Source organism: Altericista sp. CCNU0014 (assembly GCF_044923475.1).
Taxonomy (GTDB): domain Bacteria; phylum Cyanobacteriota; class Cyanobacteriia; order Thermosynechococcales; family Thermosynechococcaceae; genus JAAURS01.
Genome location: NZ_CP137338.1, coordinates 4,327,022 through 4,350,597 on the forward strand (window position 1 = coordinate 4,327,022; position 23,576 = coordinate 4,350,597).

The following is a 23,576-nucleotide window of genomic DNA, read 5'->3' on the forward strand; positions in this document are numbered from 1 at the left end:
CCTTATGCAAACAGTCCCCAATCGGGCCAGCAGTTATAAAGTAGGGGGATGTCTCGGCTTCAACCATCCCACCTATGTGGAAAGAGAGGCGGATCGAGATCTCTTGGAGGCGCTGAAGGCGGGGCAGTTTTGCTACGTGTTTAACTGCCGTCAGATGGGGAAGTCGAGCCTGCGGGTTCGCGCGATGCACCTGCTCAAGACGGAAGGAATGCGCTGCGCTGCTGTGGATATGACCAGTTTGGGCAGCAATATCAACCCGCAGCAGTGGTACAGCGGCGTTATCTATCAGTTGTTTCAAGGATTCGAGCTGGGTGGCAAGGTCAATTTAAAGAGTTGGCTGCAAGAGCGGGATCGGTTTTCGCCCGTGCAGAAATTGAGCCAGTTTTTAGAAGAGGTATTGCTGGGGAGTTTCCCAGACCAAAAGTTTTTTATCTTCATCGATGAAATCGATAAAGTTCTGAGCCTCAATTTCTCCCTAGACGATTTTTTTGCCCTGATCCGATTTTGCTACAATCAGCGGGCCGAAAATTCCGCCTATGAAAACCTGACGTTTGCGTTATTTGGGGTGGCGACGCCTTCGGATCTGATCGAGGACAAAACGCAGACTTTATTTAATATCGGTCAGGCGATCGAGCTGACGGGATTTAACCCCATCGAAGCGCTGCCGCTGGCTCAAGGGCTGTCCCCAAAAGCGGAAGCGCCTCAGACGGTTCTGCGCGAGATTTTGTCCTGGACGGGGGGGCAACCTTTCCTGTCTCAAAAACTTTGTCAGTGGGTCGTCTCGTCCGAATCTACGATCGCTGCGGGGCAAGAGGCCGCGTCGATCGAAAACTTAGTGCGATCGCGGATGATTTTGCACTGGGAATCTCAAGATGAGCCAGTGCATTTCAAGACCATTCGCGATCGCCTCCTCAGCAAGCCCGAACGAACGTCGCAGCTCTTGGGGCTGTATCGCACGATTTGGCAGCAGGGCTACGTTCCTGCCGACAACAGTCCCGAGCAAAGCGAGCTGCGGCTGACGGGACTAGTGGTGAAAGGTCAGGAGCATTTAAGGGTTTACAACCGAATCTATCGGGAGATTTTCGACCGGCGCTGGATCGACCGGGAACTCAAAAAGCTGCGGCCCTATGCAGAGGCGATCGCCGCCTGGGAAACCTCCGATCGCAAAGACGAATCCAGGCTTCTGCGGGGGCTAGCCCTCCAGGATGCCCTCCACTGGGCGGATCGCAACAGCTTGAACGATCGGGATTATCAGTTTCTGGCGGCCAGCCAGGATTTAGACAAGCGGCTGGCGCTAGAGGCCGAACGACGGGCCATGGAGTTTGAAAAACTAGGAACGCAACTAGAGCTGGAGCGACGGGCAAAACAAAAGCTAGCCTTGGCCTACGAAAAAGCAAAGCGCCGCCTGAGAACGGCAGCAGCGATTTTGATCGTCTCTCTGCTGGGGGCGGCAATTTCGACGACCTGGCTGGGCTACGCGGTTCAAAAGCAGAAAATCGCCCAAGATAAAGCTCTAGAGTGGGCGGGCAAAAGCGCTTTAAAACAGTTTGAGTTTCAACAAATCGACGCGCTCTTAACGGCAATGGAAGCGGGACAAGAGCTAAAAGCCTCTGTCAAGACGGCGCAACCGCTTCAGAACTATCCTGCGACAACGCCCATCGCTGCCCTACAAGATATTCTCGACAACATTCGAGAGTGGAATCAGTTAGAGGGGCATCAGGAGGGCATCAATGGCATCAGCGTGAGCGGTAACGGACGGAGAATTGCGACGGCTTCGAGGGACGGGACGGCTAAGCTGTGGGACATTCGAGGCAAGGCGATCGCGACGTTCATCGGCCATCAAGGGGATGTTTACAGCGTCAGTTTTAGCCCCGACAGCCAATGGCTCGCCACCGCATCCAAGGACGGCACTGCAAAGATTTGGAATATGCAAGACAAGGCGATCGCCACGTTGAAGGGACATCAAAGCGATGTCTATAGCGTGAGTTTTAGCAAAGACGGTCAAACCCTCGCCACCGCTTCGAGAGACGGTACGGCTAAGCTATGGAACTTAAAAGGCAAGAATCTTGTTACGTTTGTAGGGCATGGGGGCGATGTTTATAGCGTCAGTTTCAGTCCAAATGGCGATCGCCTGGCCACTGCATCCAAGGACGAAACCGTCAAACTGTGGGATCTGCAGGGGAATTTGCAGCGTACTTTTGAGGGCCATCAGGGGGCGGTCAACAGCGTCAGCTTTAGCCCCGACGGAACCCGCCTTGCCACGGCTTCAACGGACAAAACCGTCAAGCTGTGGGGCTTGCAAGGGCAGTTGCAGGAAACCTTTGAGGGCCATCAAGGTGCGGTGTACGACGTTAGCTTCAATCCCAACGGCAAGCTGCTGGCGACCGCCTCGGAAGATGAATCCGTCAGGCTTTGGAACTTGAAGGGTCAAGAATTAGGTGTTTTACCGGGCTATAAGGGTGCGGCCTATGACACCAGCTTTAGCCCCGACGGCAAATTACTCGCAACCGCTTCGCGCGAAAAATTTGCGCGATTGTGGAATCTTCAAAACAATCCGCTTAAAGAAGGGCCGGGCGTTCAGAATGAGGTGGCGGCCCTCAGCACTAGCGCGGATGGCACCTGGACGGCAACAGCTTTAAAGTCGAGCGAAGTTCTGCTCGAGAATGAAAAGCAGGGAACTCTAAAAACGATTAAAGGGCACCGATCCACTATCTATACCATCGCCTTTAGCCCAGACAGGCAAAAACTGGCAGTGGGGTTCAAAGACGGTACCGTCAACTTGTGGGACTTGCAAGGCAAGCTGCTGGCTAAATTCAAGGGACATAAGGAAACCATTTATGGCCTGAGTTTCAGCCCCGACGGGCAGCTACTCGCCACTGCATCCCGAGACAAAACGGTCCGGTTATGGACCCTAAAAGGGCAGCTCGAGCAAGAGCTGAAAGGTCACCAGGATCCTGTCTACAGCGTCAGCTTCAGCCCCGACGGGCGGAACTTGGCCACTGCTTCAAGCGATAAAACGGTCAAGCTCTGGGATTTAAAGGGACGCCTACAGCAGACTTTCCAGGGACATCACGGCCCCGTCCACGATGTTGCATTTAGTCCTGACGGTCAACTTCTGGCAACGGCCTCAAGCGATGAAACGGCAAAGATCTGGAGCTTACGAGGTCAGTTACTGCGATCCTTTCAGCATTCCTCCGGGTTAGTGTTTCGGGTTAACTTCAGTCCTAACGGTCAACTCATTGCAACTGGGGAAAAAGATGGGGCCATTAGCGTTTGGGATTTAGAGGGAAATCTGATATCCAAGTTTCAAGGACATCAGGGATTGGTCGATAGCGTTCGCTTTATGCCCGACGGTCAATTACTAACTTCTTCCAGGAATGATGATTCAATTCGGAGGTGGCAGGTGCAAACATCGGCATCGGAGAAACTCGATCGGCTGCTCAATCGCGGTTGTAGCTGGCTTGACAATTATTTCTACAGCCACCCGAAAAAAAGGTTGAGTTTTTGTAAATCTACGTTCCGCTGACTGGCGAGGGGGAGACATCATTATTGGAAAGCTCGCTCAGATAGGAGAGAATTTGTAGACCGCTGGGAAATGGGAGATAAGTTCACCCATTCCAGGTTTCCGCAGAAAGCGGGAGTTCGTTAAGCGAGTCGCCGTTTTCGATTGAGGGTTTCGGCGGCTACTTTTCTCAGGGCTTCTAGGATTGCTTGGGTTTTTGGTGGCATGGTTGTCATGTTGCAGCCTCCTGAAGAAGTTGGTTGCATCGATCGTGGTTGAGGATTTCACGGGTTTCTCTTTGCTGAATAAAGATGAACAGATAAAACTGCCGCATATCGATCGAAGTGTTCCGACTAATTCCTCTCTCGCCTACATTCATTCCGACGTTCCTATGGCTCCTCCTCTTCATTGAGAATGTCGAGATAAGCCGTATAGGCAAAAACACGATTGCGCCGTTGCCCCGTCAGCTCATGCACCAAGCCACCTTCCACCAGAGTTTGCACCGCCTTAGCTGCCGTCGGGAAGCTCAACCCACTTCGGTTAGCAAGCTCCTTCAGACTACACAGCGGACGCTCCCGCAACGCAGCCAACACCCGCAACATACTCCGAATCGCTGCCGCCGAAACACCGCCTTGCATTTGGATGCGATTGACATCCTCAGCAAAAAGCCCTGTCAACCGCTGTACCGTAAGCACTGCCGCCGAAGCCGTCCGGTCAACCCCCTCCAGAAAAAAATCCACCCAAGCCTCCCAATCCCCCTCAACCCGCACGCGATCCAATAACTCGTAATAGACTGCACGGTGTTGCTTCAAATAAAGACTGAGATACAGCAACGGTTGGCTCAAAAGTTGACCGTGATACAGCAGCAAAACAATCAACAACCGCCCTAATCGTCCATTCCCATCCAAAAACGGGTGAATCGTTTCAAACTGTACATGTGCCAGTGCGGCCCGCAGCAAAGTTGGGATTCCGTCCCCTTGCCCATGCAAAAAACGCTCTAGCGCAGCCATACAAGCATCAACTTCCTGAGGGGGCGGTGGCACAAAACGCGCATTCCCTGGACGGGTTCCCCCAATCCAGTTTTGGCTGCGGCGAAACTCCCCCGGCTGTTTTTCACTCCCCCGCCCCTTAGACATCAGCTTCTCGTGCATTTCCCGCAAGAGCCGATTGCAGAGCGGAAACCCCTCCCGCAGACGTGCCATACCATGCTCCAGCGCCGCGATGTAGTTGCTCACCTCCTGCACGTCATCAAAGGGCACCCCAGAAGCCTCCTCCATCTCAAACAGCAGCAGATCGTTAAGCGATGATTGAGTCCCCTCAATTTGTGAAGAAAGCACCGCCTCCCGACGGATATAGGAATACAAAAAAAGCTGCGGATCCGGTAACAGCAGACAGACACTATCCAACCGTCCCAAGGCCAAGGTTGCCTTTTCCAGCAACTGCTGCCGTCCACCACTGAGATCCAGCACAGGTAATGGCGGCAAGGGATCCGGCACAAAAGCTCGGACAGTCTCACCCCCTGCTACACTGCTCGCATAGTATCCGTTAGAGTTGCGCCGCATGGTCGTCTAAGATCCTTTAATAAGAATCTTCGTTATTAAAGATTCTTGCCTTTATTTTAATAAGTGATGTCATTCATGACTATTTGACAAGCCCATCTTCTTAAGGCACCTCTTTACCCGTGTCGTTATTTAGGATAAATCCGACATTGCCGATATTATTGCCTACAGATTCTGGATATGATTTTTGTGCATCTCGAACCAGCAAGAGGCGAGGTAAACGCTAATGTAACGCGTTAAATGAGCCTCCCCATAACGCTCGTTCCGCTCGTTCTGCTTTGGCGTCTCAACAGGCGTAGAAACCTGAGCCAAGCTTTGGCAGGCGGATCGAAGAACGTAAAAATATCGCCAAATCCCACATTTGTCTTTTGGTGGTGGAGCCAATGTTGCTCTGGAGTCGTAACGTGCAAAAATTGGCACAACCGCAGCACTCGTTTGGGCGTTTGCCAATGGATGACGCTGGTATGCCTCCACCACACGTGGAGTTGACCTAAACCCAGTCCCGCGATGACCCCAAAAGGCGAAAGCGACCATAGGGGAATGGCAACCAGCAAATAAGGCAGCGCACCCAAGACACCGTCCAAAAGAACGTTGAAGTTAGCGGCAAGAATGGCATAGTGCCGGAACGTTTGTTTGGAAGAATGGTGGGTCTGGAGATGGAGACAACCGAAAACATGCTCCGGGACGTGATAGCAGAATGTAGACAAGAAATCTCCAACGCACAGCAGCAGCCATGCAGCGATGCTAGCCTCGAGCATTTTTATGCCTCACACGCGAAAGGTTTCGGCTGCGTCCCGCAAGCACGAAAAACTTACCCTGGCTTGCGGGTCGAACCGGAACTTAACAGATCGAGGGTCGATTTGCGTGTAGTCTGCCTTACCTCAACCGGATCCAATTCCATCGCCCCGCCAGCGCACCTCTGCGTTCTCCCGAAATGCAGGCGAGCTGAATCGAACTGTTGCTGCAGGCCCAGTGCGGAGCCGCAGGCCGCTTACAGCACGCCCTTAGAACTGGGAATTTCATGCTGTCGGCGAGGGTCGATTTCAACGGCCATCCGCAGCGATCGCGCAAAAGCCTTAAACGTCGCTTCAATAATATGGTGAGAATTGATGCCATCCAACTGGCGAATGTGGAGCGTCATCTGACTGTGGTTGACGATCGCCACAAAAAACTCCCGCACTAACTGCGTATCATAGGTGCCCACGCGCTGGGTCGGAATTTCTAGACCGTAGCTGAGGTGGGGGCGACCTGAAAAGTCCAACGCGACCTGAACCAAAGACTCGTCTAGGGGTGCAATAAAGTGACCGAAACGCTGAATGCCTTTGCGATCGCCCAATGCCTTTGCAATTGCTTGGCCTAGGGTAATCCCCACATCTTCATTGGTGTGGTGGTCGTCAATATGGATGTCGCCCGTGGCTTGCACGGACAGATCTAGGAGACTGTGGGCTGCAATCTGATCCAGCATGTGATCTAAAAAAGGAACGCCCGTACGGTTGTTAGCCTGTCCCGTGCCGTCCAGGTTGAGGGACGCCGATACGTCGGTTTCTTTCGTGGCCCGCCGGACGGAAGCGGTACGGCCAGTCGAGAGGGAGAGGGCGATGGGGTTCTCTTGGGTTTGCATGAATTAGAGCCGTTCGGTAGACCACTTTTATTATCGCTGGTTGGGGTCACCTAGAGGCTTTCTAAATGCGATCGCGGGTTAAAGCTGCGGTTTGCTGCAATCTTTTCGTAATATTCCCGCTCGAGGGCGCTCAATTCCTTCGGCGGCACGATCTGAATCTTGAGCAACTGATCGCCATTGCCCCCCTTCGGCAGAGGCCAGCCTTTTCCTTTCAGCCGCAAAGATTGACCGGACTTAATCCCCGCTGGAAGGTTGACTTGCACCATCCCCGTGGGGGTAGGAACGTCTACCTTAGTCCCGAGTACCGCTTCGTCCGGTGTAATGGGAAGCTCGCACGCGAGGCGATCGCCTTCAAACTTAAAAAAGGGATGGGGCTGGAGCTTAACGGTCAAGTAGAGGTCGCCCCGCGTTTGGGTCATAGGATTGAGTTGCCCCTTACCTCGCAGGCGGATGCGGCTCCCCGCCTTAGTTCCTGCCGGAATCCGCACCGTCAAATTTTCTTGGGTGCTCAACAGCAGGCGCTTTTCAGTCCCCTTCAAGGCTTCTGCAAAGGTGAGCGTAATTTCTGCCTCTGCATCGGCGGAGACATTGCCCTGAGGAACGCCTGCGCCAAAGCCGCCAAAATTATCGAAGCCAAAGCCGCTGCTGGGGCCTCCCGTTGAAGTGCGGGTTGAGGTGCGGTACGTGCGGGCACCAGGACCGCCGCCTGCCGCACCGCCAAATCCAGTACTAAAGCGACCCAGTAGCTCGTTGATGAACTCGTCAAAGTTGCCGTAGCGCCCAAAGTCTGTATCGAAACCGCCCGCGCCGCCACCTGGAAATCCGCCGTCCATCTGCCGCCAGTATTGTCCGAATTGATCGTATTTTTTACGTTTTTCCTTATCGGAGAGGACTTCGTAGGCTTCGTTGATTTCCTTAAATTTAGTCTCTGCACTCCGATCGTTGGGGTGGAGATCGGGGTGGTACTGGCGCGCTAGTTTGCGAAATGCTTTTTTAATATCAGACTCGCTGGCCGACTTATCCACCCCAAGGATTTGGTAATAGTCTTTAAAATCGGTTGCTGGCATGGGTTGAGTCTCCTTTAAGAGCAGTCGGTAGAGTTGGGGGGGCTACGGAAGAAGAGTTCTAACGCTTTATTAAAGATAGCCCATAGGCAAAGCTCTGCACCTCCTATTGCAGAAGGTGCAGAGCCTCTTCATCCGTTGATCCTAGGATGCACTCAATTGTCCGAGGACTAATTCAGTTCGACCTTAAAGGTCTTTTGCTTATCGCCTTCTGCTTTGGGTAGTGTCAGCGTTAAAATACCATCCTTATATTCCGCCTGGGTTTGGTCGTTAACCACGCGGGCGGGCAGCGGAACGATGCGCTGGAAGCGTCCGTAACGAAACTCGGAACGGGTCACGCCATTTTCTTCGGATTCAGTCTGGGACTTGCGTTCGCCGCTAATGGAGACGGACTTTGCCGAGACTTGAATGTCGAGATCCTTTGCATTCATTCCGGGCAATTCTAGATGGAGCTGAAGGGCCTCTGGCGTTTCTTTTAACTCAGCCGCTGGCATAAAGGCGAGGTCGTCAAACCCTCTAGAGCGAGAGGGGGTAAGGCCATCGAACAGGCGATTGAATTCCCGATTTAAGTTTTCAATTTCCGATAGTGGTGCCCAACGAACGAGAGACATAGACTTACCTCCTGTTTTTGGTTCTGCAATAGTTGCTCTGTTTCGTTACGTTTTTACTGTATCGGATGCCATTGAAAAGCTTGGTTCGGTTTGGCGTAAAGGATTCGGAGCAATAACCGAACTCAAAATCGTTCGCTCGATTCGGTCGGTTGAGGGTCTATGCAGCTCGTCACTTTAGGCCGCTATCTGAGATTTAGGATAGCGGCCCTGTCAAGCGTTGTCTCTAGAGCAGTCCTAAACGCCAACTCCGTATAGTTCTGTGAATCGTTTGAACAACTGCATTGTTTCGTGGTTGGAAACTTTGTCGAGTTCGATCGAGCGCTCTAAATTTCGCCTCGCCAACTTGCGGATATAGGGCAGATCTTCCAAGACAGTCAAACAAGAAGCAAGGTGAAAGACGATCTTTAAAAGAGGTTTGAATCGTTTTAGGCTGGAGTAGATATCGATAAATAACTCATGCCCGCGGTTCTGTAATGGAATGACGTTAAAGAGAACCGTTACTTGCTTCCCTCGATAAATGGGAATGGTTAACTCAACCGTATACGGATCGTGCAGCGTGAGATCCACTTCAACGACTGGCTGCCGCCATAGCCTTAGGATATTTAAAGGCGATCGTAAAATAGTTTTAAATCTAATCGTTCCGCCTACTTCGCTAGATTGGAAGTGACTGACCTGTAGGATCTCTAGATTATTCAGACTGAACCCGTGCACGCTCTCCAAATGCTTGAGGTTGAGCAAATGATAGATCTGGCAAAGATACGGAAACGGGTAGAAGTATCGCTGGCCGACCAAGTGATGCGCCCGCAATTCAGTCATTCTCGCTTCAATCGCGCGATCGCGAGGATTTATCGTTTCTACTTCGGTCGCGATCGCAGAAGAATTCTCGGCATTTTCTACGAGCGCTAAAGCATTAGATTGGCTATTTTGAATGTCCTGCATAATTTCTTATCAGTAGTTTGCTAGTATTCGCCAGTAGAAACAATCCCTCAAGCAAAAGTAGTAGGGCTTCCGCATGCCCGACGCACGCTACAGAAACCTCGTACGAATTCCAGGTTGAAGCCGAGGCTGTCGTTTACCAGCCTTAGCTGCAGATGAATGGGTCCTTTTTAATTAACGTCTCGCTCAAACTAGCGCTACCTCACTCAGCAACTGCCTTCGTAATAGCTCGCCGTGCAGTTGCTTCACCATCTATTGCTTTACTGCCCCTTAATCTTAAAGAGGCCACAGTTAAGGGGTATCTGTCTGAAGTCGTAATTTTTAAGAATCCTAAAGTTTTAGTTGACAGATGTCCCGTTATTCGATCTTTTTTGCCAAGCTCGGTTTGTGCGATCGATCTCCGTCCCTCTCAGCCATGGGAAGTTTTCTGGTTGACTCCGGTCCCATGAGATGAGATCGATTTTTGGGGTGTCGCTTTACGAAAACCGAACCTTTTTGGGCATATTAACCTAGGACATGTCCTCAGCCCCATCGATCGCCTTTGATTGCGATGGGAAGGGTTGGGAAAAGCCAACGGACTTAAATACCGTCGAGTTAGGCGGTTTGCGAACGCTTATCAGAATTGCGGAACTTCAAAATCTATGACGTCTCAAGATCGCAACGATCGCCAACAAGAATTAGAAAATCGAGAAAAAGCGCTTCAGGATCGCGAATTAGCCGTTCGCCTTAAGGAACTGGAAGCAAAAATTCATGAAAGAGATCGATCCCAAGAGGTTTCCGATTCACCCACTCGCCCGCACGCTGTTGCAGAGAAGCCGCTACAGAACCGATTTAAAAAATTCGTGAAATGGTCGAAGGTCATTGGGTTTTCAGTCCTCGGGCTGACAATTGCATTGACTGGCATGTTTGTTGGCATCTGGTTGGTGTTTGTAGCTCTTCTGGGTGGAGCTGGATTCATCTGCTATAAGCTGCTTTGGGAGTCAGATCGCTCGAAGCGCCCGTAAATAAAGCCAATTCACGCAAATGTGGCTGGGTTTGAATTTTATCCTTATATTGCTACGCGAGAGCATCGTTCAAGGCCATCAGCATCGATCGCAGGAAGCGGAGTTGGTGTTGTTGGGGACTGTCGGATTCTGAAACATCAGCCGATAGAGGACAATCGATCGCAGTTTTGGCATTCTTTTCATAGGTCTCCAAGGCTTGCAACGCAAGCTGACTCCACTGCATTAAGTATTCAGCAGCAGCGTTGCGGTAGATTTGTTCGTTGCGAGCGCTATCGGTGGGTGGCGCGGTATTTTGAGCCGAGGGTGCCATGCGGTTCAGCAGAAAACTGGCTCCGCCCAAGACGGCTGCGCCGACAGGGCCACCCATCACCAAGCCGAGTCCGGTGGCGATCGCAACGGGAGCGGCTTCGTCGGTTTTGGATGGCGGGGCTGGGGGCGTTTCGGGGGGCGGCGTTCCGAGAGCGGGTTCGGGCGGGAGAGAGAGCCAGAGGTCGGCGGGTTGGGGTAGGCTGAAGAAGTCGCAGGCTTTATGAACCCAGTGGGTGGTAGATTTGCGATAGTTTTCCCAATCTGGCCGGAACTGCTGAGTTTCCCAAATCATAAACGTGCCAGTCCGCAATGCTTCGCTGAGGGTTTGGCCGTAGTTTTGCAAAAGGTTGGGGTAGGCGAGCCAGTCGCGAACGCTTGCAATGCGATCGCGATGGCCTTTTTGGATAATTGCTTGGGCCTTACGCTTGACTTCTAACTGCTGTTCGCTCTGCTGTTGCGTTTGACCTTCGGTTTCCGCTGCCAGCCGCTCGATTTTGAGCTGTAGGGCTTCGCAGACTTTCAGGGCGATCGCCTTCAATCTCGCGCCCTTCGGCTGCCATCCCGCGTCGCGCTGGTGTTGCGCGATGGTTTGCAACGCAGCTTCAAACATGGGTAAACCCGCAGATTGGGCCGCAGCCATATCGCCCTTGAGTCTCGCTCGCAGGGCGGGGAGCGCATCCACGCGGTACAGATTGCTGACGCCAGGGGGTAGTTTAGAACGAAAGCTTTCCGCCACAAAGCGCATGCGCTGGGAAACCTGCTGTTGTTCTTCGGGTTCGAGGAGGTTCAGGAAGTTGACGACAAACACGACCGTTTCAATGCCGCGATCTTGCAACCAGTCCCGCAGGTGTTCGCGCTCGCCGAGGGTCATGAGCTTGCGCCCATCGAGGATCTGCACGATTAAATCTGCGGTCAAGAGCGAATCTCTCACTAAGGCATCCTGGGCTTCGCGATCGTTCGTGCCAGGGAGGTCGAGGAGTTCGACGCCCGTTTGGAGCCAAGGATGAGGGCACCACACCTCGACTGCCGCCACGTCTTCGCGCATGCGTCGCGCGTCGTCTAGAATGGCGTATTGCTGAAGCAGTTCGATCCCCTCCCCGACAATGATGCGGCCATCGACGAGTTGGATCCGAGTTTGGAGTTCCGGGCCATAGCGAACGGCGATCGCAGCTCCGGTGGTTGGAATCAAGTCCATGGGCAAGGTTCGTTCGCCCAACAGCGCGTTGAGGAGCGTGGATTTGCCATAGTTAAAGGGGCCAAACACTGCAATCCGAAAGGCTTCACCTCCGGTGCTCAACGCCGCAATCTCTCGCCGCAGCGGATCGCTCGGGGCTAATTCGAGTCCTCCGATCGCGGTTTGCAATTGCGAGAGTAGCGTTTGATAATCTGCCGTCATTACCCGCCTAGAAATGATTGGTATAGATCTTCAACCCGATCGCAATCCTCGGTCACAGACGCCTTCAAGCTTTGGAGGCGCTGAAGTTCCGTACTGCGATCGGTTTCTTTGGTTGCCTTCTGTTGCAGGAGACCTTCTAATTCTGCCTTACGGGATTGAATATCGTCTTGGAGCCGATCCATGACTTCGCGTTCGTAGGTATCGAAGCATTCCTGCACCGCACTCGTAATATCGGGGGAATACTGCTGGGCAATTTGGGGCAGATGTTTGACGAGTTCTCGCTTTGTGACCTTTGCGAGTTCTTTACGGGCCTGCTCTGCTTGGAACGCACCCAAGCCTAAGCCTACTAACGCTAAGGCGATGGGGCCGAGAATGACACCAAAGACCGAGGCTGCCACGATCGCAATGCCTGCCGCTGCAAAAATGTTCAGCAAAATGGCGTTGAAGTCAAAGCCTGCTGCGGCTAAAGCCGCCCCGCTGAAGTTGCCCGTTGCTAGAGAGAATAAGCCCATCGCCCATTTTGCCCAAGGGGGGCCGTCTTCTTCAATGCTCAGAGCAGCTCGCGTTTGCAGTTTCTGGCCTGTCAGCTTCTCCGTCATGCGATCGGTTACTTCTAGGTAAGAAGTCCCGTAGCGTTCGGCGGTTTTAGCCAGTTGAGCGAAGGCTTCTGTCAGTTCTTTCTCAGACTTTAGCGTCCAGGCAAAGAACTTATCGTTGACGTATTGTTGGAAGGCTTTCTCAAAGGCTGCGTTAAATTCAGCCCGTCGCCCTTGGTTGAAAAAGTCCAATAAACTCAAGCTGGGGGGCTGATATTTCAAAAAGTCTGCATCGAAGGTCTGCTCTAGACCCATTACATAGTTGCGAAACGACTCTGCGATCGCCCGTGCTTTGCGATCGCGCGTGGACTGAATCTCGCGGCGGAACTGTTCGCCGATCTCGTGGAGGGACTTAAACTCTGGCTCTACGGATGCGATCCGCTGCTGGAGTTCTTCCACCCCTTGCCCCAACAGATGCGTCCGCCGCTCGATCGACTCTTTGAGGCGGCTGGAAACTTGCCGAGAGAGCGATCGCGCTTGGCGGAGTTCCATAATGGCGCGTTCTTCTGTCAAAAATGGATTGAGGGCACCCATGAATTCCGGAAAGCCCGTTCCATCCAAGTTGGCATTGGCATCCTTGAGCCGTCGCCGCAGAGCCACCAGTGCCGAAATGGGGAAGACGCGCTCGTTGTAGCGATCGTAGCCTTCATGGGTGCAGTATTCCGAGAGATTGGCGCGAAAAACCTTATGGAGTTTGGCTTCCGCATCGACTAGCTCTTGAGCATCGTCCGGGTCGATCAGCGATTCGCGGACTTGATCCCAGGCGTTGATCAAGAAAAATACGGCCAAGTTGCGATCTTTGATGTAGTTATCTAGATAGCGCCGTTCGGCTAGGGTGCAGGGTTGGGAGGCCCGTAGAACGAACAGCACCGCATGGCATTGATGGATATAGCCCAGAGAAAGTTCGTTGCGGGCTTCGGTATCGTTGAGTCCCGGACTATCGACAATTTCAACCCCTTTCTCTAAAAGGGCCAGCGGGTATTCTACGACTGCATGGGTAACGTCAGGAAAGGCGAGTTCTTTGCGCTGTTCTAGCTGTTTGGCTTCCTGCGGGTCGATGGTATAGCGCTGCTTGAAGGTTTGAAAATCGATGCGTTCTGGCGATCTGCCATTGCTGAAATGCACGGTCACGGTCTTTTCGGGGCCGTATTTTAGGATGGTCAAGATGGCCGTACAGGGATTCACATCGCTTGGGAGCAAGTTCTCTCCCAGCAGGGCATTCAATACCGTACTTTTGCCCCGCTTCATATCCCCCAGCACGAGCAACCGAAACACGCCTTGCTGGAGGTAATCTCCCGTGCGGGTGACGTCTTCGATGTCGCGTTCTAGCCCTAGGGAACCGGAAGCGTTTTTTCCTTCTGCTTCGGAGGCTTTGAGCTTGGTGGCGATTTGTTTGAAGCAAGGGGCCATTTTGCGCCGCACTTGGGCGACGCGATCGAGGTCGTTGAGGAACCCTTGGGTTTCGAGTTTATTGCTCATGATGGGTTAATTCTTATAGGTTTTTAGTCGCAGCAATTCGATCGAGACCCGCAGCAAGCCGATCTTCCAAATCCCTCAATCGCGCAATTTCGGTTTCGCGATGGATTTCGTAGGATTCTTTTTGGTTGAGTAAGTTGACCAATTCCGACCGCCTTGCTGCAATATCGTCATTAATGTGTTCCGTCACTTGAGCTTCGTAGGTTTCAAAACAGCGCTTCACCGCTTGGACAACAGTTGGTGATTGTTCTTCTGCAAGTTGAGGTAGGGTTTTGGCAAATTCTCGTTTGGTCGTATCCAAAAAGGTTTGACGCACGATTTCAGCCTGCAATGCAATCAGTCCGACGCTTCCGATCGCAACGGTAAAAACATTCAGGGTCAGACCGGAAAACACCAGTCCGACAATCCGCAGCGCGACCACGATGGCAACATAGGCTAGGGCAGATTGAAACACGCGCTGCCAAAACAAACTGAATTGCGAAGCCGCCCCATTAAGCGCATCGGGGATGGATAAAAATAAATCTTGGATGACATCCGCCCAAGGGGTTGCCTTTGCACTCTGAAACTTTTGACCCGTTGCAATGCGATCGCCCACCAATTTCTGATTCATCGCATCTACGACCTGTTCGTAGTTGACGCGATAGGCATCCGCGCTCTCGTTCAATTCCTCAAAGGTGCGCGCGATCTTCTGCTTGGCCATGAACTCCCAGGCAGCAAGACGGTCGTTGATATAGCGCTCAAAAGCACGCTTGAAGGACGCAAAGAAGAGACTGCGATTTTTTTGATCTAAGAATTCTAAGAGCGATAGATCGGGCTGCGATGCGACAAAGTCGGTTTCAAAGGTGGTTTCTAGATTCAGAATATAGGCTTTGAACTCAGCCGCAGTTTCCTGAGCCTCGCGATCGCTCGTTTGTCTAATCAGATCCTGATACTGGTCGCGAATTGCCGCAAGCTGGTCGAATTCCTGCTGCACGGCTTCAATTTTGGCTCTCAGTTCGGATGCATCGTTGTCTAACAGCGGCACCCGCCGACCGATGGCCTCGCTGACTTGGGTGTAGGCGCGTTGTGCCGTTCGCTCTGCCCAATGCAGTTCCGCTCCAAGGCGTTCCGTTCCCAAAAATTGCGTCAGTTGGCTTAAGAATTGAGGCATACCTGTCCCGGAGAGATCCGCTTCAGGATGGTTGACTTGTTGGCGGAGAGCCTCCAGTGCAGAAATAGCAAAGACTCTATCGTCGTAACGATCCTGCCCGTCTACCCGGCAGTATTCCGCCAAATGGATTTGAAACATTTGATGGAGTTTGGCTTCTGCAGCCTGAAGCGCTTCCGCATCGTCTGGATCCACCAGTCCGCTTCGAATCCGATCCCAACCGTTGATCAAAAAGAACAGCGATAGCCCGCGATCTTTCAAATAATTCTGCAAATATCGCCGCTCGTCTAAGGTGCAGGGCTGCGCGGCACTCATGACAAACAGAACGGCATGACAGGTATAAAGATATTCGAGCACCGTGCGATCGCGGGTTTCGGTGTCGTTGAGTCCCGGCGTATCGATAATTTCAATGCCCGTTTCCAACAGCGGCAAGGGATATTCCACGACCGCATGACTGACCCCAGGAAATGCAGTTTCTTGCTTGTCTTCTAGGCGCTTTGCTTCATCGGCGGGGATGGTGTAGGTTTCCTGAAACGTCGCAACATCCATAACCTCGGGGGTGCGATCGTCCGTAAAATGCACCGTCACCCGTTTCTGGGGGCCGTACTTGAGGACGGTCAGCAATGCCGTACAGGGGTTCACATCGCTGGGTAAAACTTTCTCCCCGAGCAACGCATTAATAAACGTGCTCTTGCCCCGTTTCATATCCCCTAGCACCAGCAGGCGGAATACGCCTTGCTCTAGCTGCTGGCTCGCAGTCGTCAGTGCTTGAATATCTCGCTCGAAGCCCAACTTCCCCGATGCGGTTTCCCCTGCCGCTTCAGCACTCTCTAGGGCTTGCGCCATTTGTTGGAGGGCGATCGCCATTTGGGTGCGGGCCTGAGTTGCCTGGGCTAGCTCCGCTACTGAAAAATCTGCGGTCATGGTAATTTTTTCTCTAGTTTTTGCGTCTTAGGTGTATAAATTAACGTATGCCCGTGGAGGCAAAATACCGACGCATGACATACTCAAATTGATATAAATAAGCGGCACTAAAAATCCAAACGATAAAAGGTGGCGAGAACAAATATTTGAATTTGTTCAAGTCAGCCAGCATCATAGAGATTTGATAAACCACCTCGTAGGTGCCCGTCGATCCCCTCGCATTGATATGAAAAGGCATGAGCAATCCGCCAATTCCAAAGCAAAGAATGGTGGCTAAAATAATCGTCACCCCGCCGTAGAGACCTTCCCACCAGCTGGATAGCGTCGGCCAATAGCCACCCACGGCATCAATTTCAGAAGTGCGCGAACTCGGAAAAAACCGATCGATGCTCAGGTAGAGCCAATGATGTCCAAAGGCAATCATAGCAATCGGGGACAGGAGTGCCAAGGTGCCAATAAATAAATCTAAGTGGGGCGGCATTCGATCGAAAACGCGCGTAGTATTAGCCACGTTCGTCATGCCTGCAATGAGTAAACCAGAGGTGAAGGCCAATACCACGGCACTAATCCACGACTGAAGGTTTGGGAACCAAAGAGAATTACTTTTCATTGGATGGAGGCAACGATAGGCGAGATAAAATGAACCTTTCTTAGGATGCCCATTTTTTGCAGAGATGCGTGCTCGAAAATATGACTAATTTAGTAGGGCTTCAAAGTCGTTGTGAGCACCCTAAACAATCAACACTCTGTTTCAGAAACGGTTTTCTCGATATCATGGGTCATTACCCCATTGGATCGCTTTCTCCAGATTTATCCCGACAGGCGATCGCAGATGGCATCCCAGCAGGGAACATACCATCACATGTTTGATGAGAGAATTTGTTTTAATAATTTAGGCTTCAAAAATCCCTGCGATAAAATAAAATCGTTAAACTTCCGAACGTTAAATTGGTCGCCAAGTCTTTTCTCAGTTTGCGATCGCAGTTGTAAAAGCTGTTGAGACCCGTAGAAATAGGCAGGCGCTTGACCGGGAAATCTTGCCGTGTATCGCTTAACTTCTTGTTCGGCAAAGAACTTTGAAAAACCAGCATCTTGAGTCAGAACATTAAGGGCATCAGCAGTTGTAATCTTTCCTGATTGCAGTTCGGGTTCTAGAAATGCACGAGCAGCGCGAAGCAATTGAAACTGAAGCGACATAAATTTTCCTTCAAGTGGCATGTAGGGCTGCATGACCCCCTCTGCATAAGTTGCCCAGCCTTCAATATTAGTCGCGTTCTTGGCAAAATCAGTGCGCGCGCGCGAGAGCTTCTGGTCTTTAAGTGCGGCAAATTGCAGGTCGTGTCCAGGTCTTCCTTCATGCACCGTCAGCGTCCACGACATTGCGGGATTTGTAAAGTCATTATAAAGTTTCGCTTTTTCTCGATCGTGGAGGACTGGAATCACGAAGGTACTCGCAGAAGCATTGTAAAGCGGAACGGGAAAACTCTCATTTTCCTGAGCCGTCGCTAAACGAATTTTGAATTTATGCTTTGGAAGAGTAACTAAATGTTCGTTTTCAATAATCGTTTCAAGGTCTTTGGCACGGGTTTGATAGAGACGCAAAGTATCTTTCGCTGAGAGCTGTTCTTGCTTTAGCGCTCGAATGACATCTCGATAATGCAGTGCGTTGAGTCCTTTGGCTTGGGCAACCTGCGGCGCAAGCTCCTCCATCTGCTGCTGAACTCCAGCAAATGCAGCATGTGCTTGCCGTACCACCTCTTCGATGGGCGTTTCGATCCCTTGTTCTTCCAATTCAAGCGTATAAAGTTCGGCTGGAAGGCGAAAATTTTTCTCTGCTCTGCTTGCAATCTCGCGACGAACAAATACTTCATAATTGAATAACTGCGTTTTCAGTTGCGCGTAGGCTTCCTTATATCGCGGGATGTTTTGCTTCTCTAGAAAAGTTTGAATTTCATCGATCTGCGATGCATTGTTCTTTAGATCGGTCTCTAGCCGATCTTTATTGGGCAAGGCAACTTCTGGCTTTTGGAGCTGTGCTTGAATGTCTCGTTCCAATGAGGAAGCCAGTGCAATTTTCCCTGGCTCCAGTCCGGCATACTGGTTTAGCTTTGCGAGTATTGCTGCTTGGCTGGAAGACGATTTTGTTTCCTTCAACGTCGATTTGAAGCTTTCTAGAATGGCTTTACTCAGATTGACATAGGGCACGCGATATTTTTCGTCAAGCGCGTACGATCGCAAGCTTCGCTGTCCGACGTCGCGCAAAATTTCTAGATCGAGCCGGAGTTCGTCGTTCTTTTCCCGAGCAAGACTTTGCTCCAGGCTTTGCACCGCTTGAAGAACGCTCTGCTGCCTGCACGCCCTAAAGGCCGGATCGATTTCTTGCAAGCTTTTGCTAACCCCAAGCTTTGTCTGACAGCCCTCAGCCGCGATCGCCTTTTTTAGCAAATCGGCAAACCGATCGCTGCGAACCACCCAATCTGGCGATTTAGCGGTGACAGAAGGAACGACTGGTGCGATCGCAATGCAAAGGCAGCACGTCAACAGTGCGATCGCGCCAAACTTGATGTAGCGAATAACGGATGACGAAAGCACTAAAGATATCTTTGCTTTAGACATTGTTTCCTCGCCAAGCTTGGACTGATGGGTTCAACTGCAACGGTCTTGCAACGTTAAGCTAAAGGTCTTCAGTTTTAGACGATTTGACCGTAGTCTAACTTAATCAGGCGATCGCAGAGGTGGAAGTAGCGATCGTCGTGACTGATGACCAGCACTACCTTGCCCCGTTTCTTGAGTTCTGGCAAAATCTGCTGGTAAAACACCTCTCTAAAGAATGGATCTTGATCGGCGGCCCATTCGTCAAATAGATAGACAGGGCGATCGTCCAAATAAGCCGTCAGGAGGGCCAAGCGCTTTCGCTGCCCTTGGGATAATTCAGTCGTGGAAAGGCTTCCATTCTCGACCTGAACTTTGTGGGATAGCTGCAACTGTTCCAAATAAGCCTTTGCCCGAGCATCTAAATTATCGAGGGAGACCCCTAACAGACGCTCGAAGAGATAAAAGTCTGAAAAAACGGTCGAAAACAGTTGGCGATAGGTCTCGCGATTTTGATGGGTAATGGGGATTCCATCCAAACAAATTTTCCCAGAATCTGGAAGATAAAGACCTGTAATCAGTTTTGCTAAGGTTGATTTGCCGCTCCCATTGCCACCGACGATAAATACGATCTCACCAGGACTGAATTCAAGGTCGATGGGGCCAAGGGTAAAGGTGTTGTTTTCGCCTTCTGATTTATAGTGATGCGTGGCTTGAATGAGCGCGATCTGCTGGAAACTGACGACTGGCTGAGGGGATTGAAGTCCTTCTTCCGCACGGCTGGCTAGGGACAACCCTAGGGTATCGATTTTGCGGAGTGAGACTGCTGCTAGGGTCATGTTGGGCAGGGTTGCTAAAATATTCCCAATGAGTCGCATCATATAGGCAATGGTCAGAACATAGCCCGAGAGGACGGGTGCTGAGGTTGGCATGAGATGAGGAATGCCAAAGACCAATAACCCTAAAAGAATGAAGAATAGGAATTCACCTAAGGTATTGGTAAATGCGAGGATTTTTTGAGTTCTGACGCGGTACTTTCGCAAGGCGTCTGCTGTGGCTTGCAACTCAAACTCTAGAAAATCTTCTCTCCGTTGTTGGTGAAGTTTTAGTTCTTTGATGCCATCGGTAATGCCTCTGAAATGTTTCATTAAGGCATCGTTCTCTTCGCGTGCCATGACAAAAAGACTGAACGCTTTATTAATTAAAAGCTGTACGATCGATATCGCAACGGTCAAAAATGCCACTGTCGCGAGCAATATTCCGAATGATAACCATCCCAAATAGAAGAGACACCCCAAAATGAGGGCAGCATTGATAAACAGAGTGGGAACATTGAAGACCGTCATTGCAATGTTTTGAATGTCTTCGGTTAAAGTGGCCAATAACCGATTTGCACCTAGTTCTTCTAGATGTCGCAAGTGGGAGGGTGAACTACTCCCGACGCTGATGCTACGCATACAGCGCGGGCTTCTCTAGACCTTTCGGCTTTCGAGCTTTTTTGAGTGAGGCGAGTCCCAACCCCACTTTTTTAATCAGAATGGCAGCATTGATATCTCTATCCATTTCATTTTGACAATGAGAACAGGAATGCCAGCGCTCCGAGAGTCCTTTTGAAACTTTATTGAGACAGACACTGCAATGCTGAGAGGTTCCGTAGGGGTCAACCTTGATAACTCTCTGACCAGCTTTTTCAGCTTTGAAAGTGAGGATATCAATGAATTGGCTCCATCCTGCATCAACAATACTTTTATTCAGTCCAGACTTAGCCGATTGACCATTCGGAAGAAACTTGCCTGTCTCGTCTTGTTTAGACTTGACTCGTCTGGACATATTTTTGACCTTGAGATCTTCGACAAACACCACATTAGCTTTGTCCAAAACCTTGCCAGCCGTTTCAAAGTGAAACTGTTTGCGTTGGCGCGCAATCTTTTGATGTAGTCTAGCAACCTTGCGAACCAACAACTTACGGGCAAGGCTCCCCTTTTGGGATGCTGACACCTTCCGCTGTAAACGAGCAAGCCTCTCTTCCGATTTTCGGAAATGCTGAGGAATTGGCTCAAAGCTGCCATCTGAATCAGAAGCAAACTTTTCCAATCCAACATCAATCCCAATCGAGTTTTCCCAAGCTGGCTCTACCTGTGAGGTCAACTCAGGAACCTGTGCATCCTCCAGGGTGAGGGTGAGGTACCATCCATCAGCCTTTTTACTGATAATGGCGGTTTTCACAATAAATCCATCCGGCAAAGAACGATGCCATATTACCTTCACCGCCCCAAGCTTCGGCAATTCGATTTTGTTGCCGTCAATCCAGAAGAGCGAAGCTTGAGGGTAGGTAAATGAATGATATCTGCCTTGACCTTTGAACCGGGGCTTACCACTGCGCCTACCATTGCTGTCACCCATCAAGTAACGGTCAAATGAGAGTTTGACTCGCTTGACCATGTCTTGAAGCACCTGAGAATGAATCTCTTTGTACCAAGGTCTATCTTGCTTGAGCAAAACCAAATCGCGTTTCTGACTGTAGTAGTCAGGCTGATCCTTGAGTTCGGGGAGATGACAAACTATAGGGCAGGCATTAACCGGACTCCGGTTCTCTTCCCACCACCCAAAGCGCTCTGACAGCATCCAGTTATACTGACACCGCAACATTTCAAGCCACCGATTCAGATCGGCAGATTGTTGGGCGGTAGGCAGTAGTCGATACTGGTAGGCAATTCTCATGTCTCTATTATAATTGCTGTACCCTAAAATAGGCACACTGACAAAAGTAATCATTGTAAACTGTTGATGAAAGACGATTTTGTATCCAGTGGTAGATCCGTGTCCGACATGAAAGCTCATTTGGTGCTGACGACCAAGTATCGCCGCAAGGGTATCCGTACAGGTGGTTAGGTAAGTTTCAACGCAGAATTTGCTGGATTTTCAGTGGCAATAAAGATGGAGCATTTAAGCCCTGACGGTTGGCGTAACAAGCCTGAGTAAGGTACTCCAATACCGAGCGCTGTTGTCGCCTTAAAGAAGTTACCACCGTCAACATGCGTCCAACAAAAAGACTCCCTTGAGCACTCTGAGAACCATAGCTGCATTTTCTCCACAACACCGCAGGCCGGATGGCTTGCTCTGCGGCATTATTGGTCGGCTCAATCCCTTCCACCCTCACGAATAGCCAGAAGGCAGTCTCCACCTTTAATAACTGGCGACAAGTGCCCACCGTTTTTGCCAAAGGTGTTTTCTCCCCGTCTGCAATATCATAATCGGCGGTTTCAGTGAGCAACTGATGCATGGATTGACGAATGGGTTCAACCTCCAGGATAAATTGAGTACGGGCTAGCGTTCCATCTCGCACCCGATGCCATAACTTAAATAAATGCTCCTGATGAGTGAGCAGTTCTTTTCCTACTTCACGACTCACTCCGGTGCGCTCCGCAATTTTTGTGAAGTCACGTTTCAAATGCGCCCAACACACCTGCCGTTGCTCGATAGACAACCAGTTATAACCGCTGTAGCGGTCGCTGTTGACATAGCCCCTAAACACATCTCCGAGAATGGTTTGAGCAGCGGCTTGAGAACGACTCAATAGAACCTGAAAATAGCACACCAGTGGACTGACCACTACCCATAACCAGCCGTTGCGCTGCGTAGGATTCTGACCATCCCCATTGCCTTGACGGAAGCTCGTTTCATCCACACTGACTTGAGTTTGATGCTGCACATACGCTTGGGCTTCGGTGACGGGAACTGATACCGCGTCGCTGATACTTTGGCGCAACCGCCCGACGCTTCCCACTGACATTTCTATCTCAAAGATTTCGGCCAGTAGACGCACTACCATCCGATGGCTTTGGCGATACTCTCCACTCAATAGACCAACAAGGGCGCATAAGCGGTCGCCATAACGGCTCCCGTCCACCACTTCGGCATCGTAAGCACGAGTTCTCTTCCCACAACAATCACAAGACAAGGAGTGAAACCGATGCTCTATCACAATCGGACGCAGGGGCGGGATGTCTACAATTTGACACCGCTGCGGTTCGGCATCCGTCCCCGTTAGAATTTCTCCACAACTCCAGCAATGACTAGGGTAATGCTCTTCGACAGCCGCACAATCCGATGCTGCATACAGTTTCTGTGAATGGCCTTCATGACCCGATTGCCCACCCCGTGATTTCTTGCTCTTCTCTTTTGTTGGCTTAAACCCTTGTGGACTATCTTGGGAGGCTGGCTGAGATGAATTCTTCGAGTTCCGCTTGACCTGCTCTTCTAATGCTGCAATCCTCTCTCCTAATCGCGCGATCAATTGCTTGACGCTCTCTGGGGTCTTTTCCCAGTCTATCTCGGGGATCTCGGCGAGGAAATTGGCTGATACGGTTTCCATATCTCTCAGGCTATCAGAGTTTCCTTGAGTTGCCTACTTTTCAAGACCCACACCCTGTACGGATACCCGCAAGGTGCTCACAGGCGAGATGATTCAACGACTAGGTGAAGTGATGAGCGATTTATGTCAGAAATGGAACTGCAAAATCGTCGAGTTTAATGGCGAAGACAATCACGTTCATTTGCTGTTTCAGTATTTGCCGCAGATGGAATTACCCAAATTCATCGGAAACTTGAAGTCTGTCTCCAGTCGAAGGCTCAGGGAGGAGTTTCCGGCTGAAGTCGATAAAGTTTACTGGAAAAAGGTTCTGTGGAACGAGTCTTACTTCATCGCCTCCTGTGGTGGGGTCACAATCTCGGTTTTGAAGAAATACATTGAGGAGCAAAACACCCCTGAGTAGTCGCATAGATAATTTGTTCATTTCGGCACTGTTGCCTTCCCTATTGCTTCGCAAGGCGGTCAGG

16 protein-coding genes and 2 pseudogenes are annotated in these 23,576 nt (G+C 50.9%); 4 read left to right on the forward strand and 14 right to left on the reverse strand.

Annotation, left to right across the window (positions count from 1 at the left end; genetic code table 11):
- Positions 1–4 precede the first annotated feature (4 nt).
- Positions 5–3,526: an AAA-like domain-containing protein gene (locus R6H26_RS20655; protein WP_404785153.1), complete on the forward strand. Its 3,522-nt coding sequence runs from the start codon at positions 5–7 to the stop codon at positions 3,524–3,526.
- Positions 3,527–3,891: 365 nt separating this feature from the next.
- On the opposite strand, the gene R6H26_RS20660 is transcribed toward R6H26_RS20655, so the two are convergent.
- From R6H26_RS20660 to R6H26_RS20685, 6 genes are all read right to left on the reverse strand, one after another.
- On the reverse strand, positions 3,892–5,064 hold the full coding sequence (locus tag R6H26_RS20660) for a Fic family protein (RefSeq protein ID WP_404785155.1): 1,173 nt from the start codon (positions 5,062–5,064) through the stop codon (positions 3,892–3,894).
- A 233-nt stretch (positions 5,065–5,297) separates the two neighbouring features.
- On the reverse strand, positions 5,298–5,819 hold the full coding sequence (locus R6H26_RS20665) for a sterol desaturase family protein (RefSeq protein WP_404785157.1): 522 nt from the start codon (positions 5,817–5,819) through the stop codon (positions 5,298–5,300).
- Positions 5,820–6,052: 233 nt separating this feature from the next.
- Positions 6,053–6,682, reverse strand: a complete 630-nt coding sequence (hisB, locus tag R6H26_RS20670) for an imidazoleglycerol-phosphate dehydratase HisB (RefSeq protein WP_404785158.1) — start codon at positions 6,680–6,682, stop codon at positions 6,053–6,055.
- 50 nt (positions 6,683–6,732) lie between these two features.
- A complete protein-coding gene (locus R6H26_RS20675; RefSeq protein ID WP_404785159.1) occupies positions 6,733–7,749 on the reverse strand; it encodes a DnaJ C-terminal domain-containing protein in 1,017 nt (338 codons plus the stop codon).
- A gap of 167 nt (positions 7,750–7,916) precedes the next feature.
- Positions 7,917–8,357 (reverse strand): Hsp20/alpha crystallin family protein, encoded by a 441-nt coding sequence (locus R6H26_RS20680; protein WP_404785161.1) that lies wholly within the window; start codon positions 8,355–8,357, stop codon positions 7,917–7,919.
- A 234-nt stretch (positions 8,358–8,591) separates the two neighbouring features.
- A complete protein-coding gene (locus R6H26_RS20685; protein ID WP_404785163.1) occupies positions 8,592–9,296 on the reverse strand; it encodes a hypothetical protein in 705 nt (234 codons plus the stop codon).
- A 638-nt stretch (positions 9,297–9,934) separates the two neighbouring features.
- On the opposite strand from R6H26_RS20685, the gene R6H26_RS20690 reads away from it, so the two are divergent.
- The gene (locus R6H26_RS20690) at positions 9,935–10,297 is read left to right on the forward strand and encodes a hypothetical protein (protein WP_404785164.1); all 363 of its coding nucleotides are present in this window, start codon (positions 9,935–9,937) and stop codon (positions 10,295–10,297) included.
- Between the two features lie 52 nt (positions 10,298–10,349).
- Here R6H26_RS20690 and R6H26_RS20695 read toward each other — a convergent pair whose 3' ends face one another.
- The 7 genes from R6H26_RS20695 to R6H26_RS20725 all read right to left on the reverse strand — a co-directional run bounded on the left by R6H26_RS20695 (position 10,350) and on the right by R6H26_RS20725 (position 21,512).
- Positions 10,350–12,002 (reverse strand): dynamin family protein, encoded by a 1,653-nt coding sequence (locus tag R6H26_RS20695; RefSeq protein WP_404785166.1) that lies wholly within the window; start codon positions 12,000–12,002, stop codon positions 10,350–10,352.
- Positions 12,002–14,077, reverse strand: coding sequence for a dynamin family protein (locus R6H26_RS20700; RefSeq protein WP_404785168.1), 2,076 nt, complete (start codon positions 14,075–14,077; stop codon positions 12,002–12,004). Before R6H26_RS20700 ends, R6H26_RS20695 begins: the two co-directional genes overlap by 1 nt.
- Positions 14,078–14,090: 13 nt before the next feature.
- Entirely contained in the window at positions 14,091–16,145 is a 2,055-nt protein-coding gene (locus R6H26_RS20705) for a dynamin family protein (RefSeq protein ID WP_404785169.1), read from the reverse strand.
- A 40-nt stretch (positions 16,146–16,185) separates the two neighbouring features.
- The gene (locus R6H26_RS20710; RefSeq protein ID WP_404785171.1) at positions 16,186–16,755 is read right to left on the reverse strand and encodes a hypothetical protein; all 570 of its coding nucleotides are present in this window, start codon (positions 16,753–16,755) and stop codon (positions 16,186–16,188) included.
- 248 nt (positions 16,756–17,003) lie between these two features.
- A complete protein-coding gene (locus R6H26_RS20715) occupies positions 17,004–18,761 on the reverse strand; it encodes a DUF885 domain-containing protein (RefSeq protein ID WP_404785172.1) in 1,758 nt (585 codons plus the stop codon).
- A gap of 74 nt (positions 18,762–18,835) precedes the next feature.
- Positions 18,836–20,194, reverse strand: a complete 1,359-nt coding sequence (locus R6H26_RS20720) for a cyclic peptide export ABC transporter (RefSeq protein ID WP_404785173.1) — start codon at positions 20,192–20,194, stop codon at positions 18,836–18,838.
- Positions 20,187–21,512 carry an RNA-guided endonuclease InsQ/TnpB family protein gene (locus R6H26_RS20725; RefSeq protein WP_404785175.1) on the reverse strand — a complete coding sequence of 442 codons (1,326 nt, stop codon included), beginning with the start codon at positions 21,510–21,512 and terminating at the stop codon, positions 20,187–20,189. The genes R6H26_RS20720 and R6H26_RS20725 overlap by 8 nt, the downstream gene beginning before the upstream one ends.
- A gap of 12 nt (positions 21,513–21,524) precedes the next feature.
- Between R6H26_RS20725 and R6H26_RS20730 the strand changes: the two are divergent.
- Positions 21,525–21,608: pseudogene (locus R6H26_RS20730) on the forward strand (IS200/IS605 family transposase); the annotation flags it as partial.
- Positions 21,609–21,636: 28 nt separating this feature from the next.
- On the opposite strand, the gene tnpC reads toward R6H26_RS20730, so the two are convergent.
- A complete protein-coding gene (tnpC, locus tag R6H26_RS20735; RefSeq protein WP_404785176.1) occupies positions 21,637–23,112 on the reverse strand; it encodes an IS66 family transposase in 1,476 nt (491 codons plus the stop codon).
- 67 nt (positions 23,113–23,179) lie between these two features.
- Between tnpC and tnpA the strand changes: the two are divergent.
- A pseudogene (gene tnpA / locus R6H26_RS20740) lies at positions 23,180–23,512 on the forward strand (IS200/IS605 family transposase); the annotation flags it as partial.
- Positions 23,513–23,576: the final 64 nt, after the last annotated feature.